This window comes from Xenorhabdus indica, from assembly GCF_014467235.1.
Lineage (GTDB): Bacteria > Pseudomonadota > Gammaproteobacteria > Enterobacterales > Enterobacteriaceae > Xenorhabdus > Xenorhabdus indica.
Window position 1 is genome coordinate 1 of record NZ_NKHP01000066.1, and the last position, 1,930, is coordinate 1,930.

General features: G+C 51.6%; 1 protein-coding gene. It reads left to right on the forward strand.

From position 1 onward, the window contains the following. Positions 1 to 1,930: condensation domain-containing protein (locus Xind_RS19425; protein ID WP_187650925.1), on the forward strand; the 1,930-nt coding region annotated here is incomplete at both ends.

The window sequence follows — 1,930 nt, forward strand, 5'->3', positions numbered from 1 at the left end:
TGCCGACTATATGTTACCGGGCGCCTTCGTCACCCTTGAGGCTTTCCCGCTGACGCCTAACGGCAAAATTGACCGTCGGGCTCTACCGGCACCGGATTTGTCTGCTGTAGTGACACGCAGCTATGAAGCACCTATCGGTGAAACTGAAATTGTTCTGGCACAAATCTGGCAAGAACTCCTCAGAGTCGAGCGAGTTAGTCGTCACGACCATTTCTTTGAATTGGGCGGGCATTCACTGCTTGCTGTTCAGCTCGCTTCACGTGTACGTCAGGCTCTGTCACAAGAATTATCGCTACAACAACTCTTTGCACAGCCTCTGCTGGCAGATTTGGCTCAGACACTCACCGAGGCCTCAGAGACTGAACAAATCGTCATTCCTCCGGCTGACCGTAATCAACCGCTACCCTTGTCTTTCGCCCAACAACGGTTGTGGTTCCTTAGTCAACTCGATCCCGCAGCCAGTCTGGTCTACCATATTTCGGTAACACTGCGCCTGACGGGAATACTGGATCACCCTGCCCTGACCACCGCACTCGATCGGCTGGTAGCCCGCCACGAAAGTTTACGTACCCGCTTTATTCGGCATGAGGGACAGCCCTGCCAGCACATTGATTCTGCGAACATTGGTTTTGCTCTGTCCAGTCAGGACTTACGCCAATTAGCGCCAGAAGATCATGCTCATCGCATTACGGAATTGGTCACCCTTGAAGCACAAACGCCGTTTGATTTTGCTCAGGGTCCACTGATCCGTGGTCGATTGCTGCAACTGGCGGACGATGAGCATGTGCTGTTGCTGACTCTGCATCACATTATCACTGATGGCTGGTCTGTTGGTGTACTGGAGCATGAACTGGGAGCATTCTACCGGGCTGCCCTCAACAACGAACACGATGATCCATTACCGCCGTTGCCCATCCAATATGCTGACTATGCTGTCTGGCAACGTGATTGGCTGCAAGAAACGACCCTCACACAGCAACGTGATTTCTGGTGTCAGCAACTGGCAGGTGCCCCTGCCTTATTAGCTCTGCCTACTGACCGGCCACGCCCTGCCGTGCAGACTTATCGCGGTAGTCAGGTATCCTTTGAGCTTGACGCTGCTTTGCTGGCATCACTCAAGAAACTGGGACAACACCATAACACCACTTTATTTATGACTCTTCTGGCGGCCTGGAGTATTGTCCTCTCCCGGTTGAGTGGTCAGGATGATATTGTTATCGGCACCCCGGTCTCTAATCGTCCATACCATGAACTTGAACATTTGATCGGTTTCTTCGTTAATACACTCGCTTTGCGTGTCACGCTGAATGATTCCACCAATGTAACCGACCTGCTCACACAAGTCAGGGAGCGGGCACTGGCCGCCTATGCTCATCAGGATCTGCCTTTTGAGCAAGTAGTAGAAGCACTACAACCTGAGCGCAGCCTCAGCTACAGCCCGATTTTCCAGGTGATGCTGGCCTTAAATAACACACCGGCGCAAACGTTGGTATTACCGGGTCTGCAACTTATCCCCATAGAACAAACACGTCACCGTGCTCACTTCGACCTAACGCTATCACTGACCGAAAGTGATTCAGGCCTGATTGGTGATTTGGAATATGCCAGCGATTTGTTCGATCACGCGACTATCGAACGTATGGTGGATTACTTAAAACGTGTGTTAGCGGCGATGGCAACCGATGCAACCCAGAATATCGCAACTTTACCGATATTGTCTGAATCCGAACAGCAACAACTGCTGGTCGATTTCAATGCGACACAAGCCGATTTCCCACAAAACGCGCTGATCCATCAATTATTCGAGGCGCAAGCCGCACATAACCCCGACGCCATTGCCGTCATGTTTGAAGAACAAACTATCAGCTATGGTGAACTTAACCTCCGCGCCAACCGTCTGGCGCACTACCTGATTGAATTAGGCGTACGG